Source organism: Leeuwenhoekiella parthenopeia, from assembly GCF_020782115.1.
Classification (GTDB): Bacteria; Bacteroidota; Bacteroidia; order Flavobacteriales; family Flavobacteriaceae; genus Leeuwenhoekiella; species Leeuwenhoekiella parthenopeia.
Genome location: NZ_JAJGMW010000047.1, coordinates 1 through 2,600, shown reverse-complemented (window position 1 = coordinate 2,600; position 2,600 = coordinate 1). Strand labels below are relative to the sequence as shown.

Genomic DNA, 2,600 nt, shown 5'->3' with positions numbered 1-2,600 from the left:
ACCGATGGTACCCCATTGCAGGTAACCATCCCTGCGGGATCAACTACCAGCGAACCTATTGTGTTCCCAACGGTAGACGACAATATATTTGAACCATCCGAAAACTTCACGGTAACAGGTACGGTATCAACCGGAACAGTATCTAACAGTCCTGTAACAGCTAGCGGTACGATCACCGATAATGACGGTAACGCCCCTGCGATCAGCATTGCAGATGTAACGGTAAGCGAAGGAGACGATGCTGAATTTGTAGTTACTTTAGACAAGCCAAGCTTTGAGGATATCGTAGTAGACATCACCTTTGCTGATGGCAGTGCTACCAATCCTGAAGACTATACCGATGGCACTCCATTACAGGTAACCATCCCTGCGGGATCAACTACCAGCGAACCTATTGTGTTCCCAACGGTAGACGACAATATATTTGAATCATCCGAAAACTTCACGGTAACAGGTACGGTATCAACCGGAACAGTATCTAACAGTCCTGTAACAGCTAGCGGTACGATCACCGATAATGACGGTAACGCCCCTGCGATCAGCATTGCAGATGTAACGGTAAGCGAAGGAGACGATGCTGAATTTGTAGTTACTTTAGACAAGCCAAGCTTTGAGGATATCGTAGTAGACATCACCTTTGCTGATGGCAGTGCTACCAATCCTGAAGACTATACCGATGGTACCCCATTACAGGTAACTATCCCTGCGGGATCAACTACCAGCGAACCTATTGTTTTCCCAACGGTAGACGACAATATATTTGAACCATCCGAAAACTTCACGGTAACAGGTACGGTATCAACCGGAACAGTATCTAACAGTCCTGTAACAGCTAGCGGTACGATCACCGATAATGACGGTAACGCCCCTGCGATCAGCATTGCAGATGTAACGGTAAGCGAAGGAGACGATGCTGAATTTGTAGTTACTTTAGACAAGCCAAGCTTTGAGGATATCGTAGTAGACATCACCTTTGCTGATGGCAGTGCTACCAATCCTGAAGATTATACCGATGGTACCCCATTGCAGGTAACTATCCCTGCGGGATCAACTACCAGCGAACCTATTGTGTTCCCAACGGTAGACGACAACATATTTGAACCATCCGAAAACTTCACGGTAACAGGTACGGTATCAACCGGAACAGTATCTAACAGTCCTGTAACAGCTAGCGGTACGATCACCGATAATGACGGTAACGCCCCTGCGATCAGCATTGCAGATGTAACGGTAAGCGAAGGAGACGATGCTGAATTTGTAGTTACTTTAGACAAGCCAAGCTTTGAGGATATCGTAGTAGACATCACCTTTGCTGATGGCAGTGCTACCAATCCTGAAGATTACACCGATGGTACCCCATTGCAGGTAACCATCCCTGCGGGATCAACTACCAGCGAACCTATTGTGTTCCCAACGGTAGACGATACAGCTTTTGAAGATGATGAAACTTTTACGGTTATAGCTACGGTATCATTAGGAACAACAGTCAATCCGTCAGATTCTGCAACCGGAACTATAGAGTCGAATGAAATCCTAGCGATCAACGATATCAACGATACGTTTGAAGGTCAGGCTGTAAGTGGCGATGTAGGCACTAATGATGAGAACCCGGACGGTCCTGCGGGCAGTGAGGTTTACACGGTAGTGACTCAGCCAACAAACGGTACATTGGTCTTCAATGCAGACGGCACGTACACGTATACACCAAACGACGGCTTTATTGGTCAGGACAGCTTCACGTATGAAGTCTGTGACGGCGGAAGCCCACGAGCTTGCGATCAGGCAGATGTAGTGATCCAGGTATTGCCAATAGGCGGACCTGAGAATGCAGCGCCTGTGGCCAATGACGATACAGCGATTACAGAGACAGGCGTGCCTGTAGACGGTAATGTACTTGTAAATGATTTTGATCCGGATGGAGATGCAATCACGGTAACCGGTAATAGCCAGCCAGCCAATGGTACGGTAACGGTTAATCCTGACGGCAGCTTTACCTATACTCCAGAGCCCGGCTTTGTGGGTGAGGACAGCTTCACATATACTGTATGTGACAGCGGTAACCCTGCACTTTGTTCGGAAGGAAGAGTAACTATCGAGGTAGTTGCGGACACTGCTAATATAGTAGTGGCTAATGACGATGCTTACTTCGGCTTTATCGGAGATGCTATCGAGGGTAATGTACTTACTAACGACAGCGATCCTGAGGGCGACAGCTTTACTGTGACGGGTAATACCGCTCCTTCAAACGGAACAGTAGCAATAGGAACAGACGGCAGGTTCACCTATACCCCGGATATGGGTTATAGCGGCACCGATACGTTTACCTATACGATCACAGATGCACAGGGAGCTACAGATACAGCAACGGTATACATCAGCATCGATCCTAGTCCAAACGGCGGTAACGACATCCTAGCGATCAACGATATCAACGATACGTTTGAAGGTCAGGCTGTAAGTGGCGATGTAGGCACTAATGATGAGAACCCGGACGGTCCTGCGGGCAGTGAGGTTTACACGGTAGTGACTCAGCCAACAAACGGTACATTGGTCTTCAATGCAGACGGCACGTACACGTATACACCAAACGACGGCTTTAT

General features: G+C 47.8%; 1 protein-coding gene. It reads left to right on the top strand.

What is annotated here, in order from left to right; translation table 11 throughout:
• Positions 1–2,600: Ig-like domain-containing protein (locus LLW17_RS18740; RefSeq protein WP_228231822.1), on the top strand; the 2,600-nt coding region annotated here is incomplete at both ends.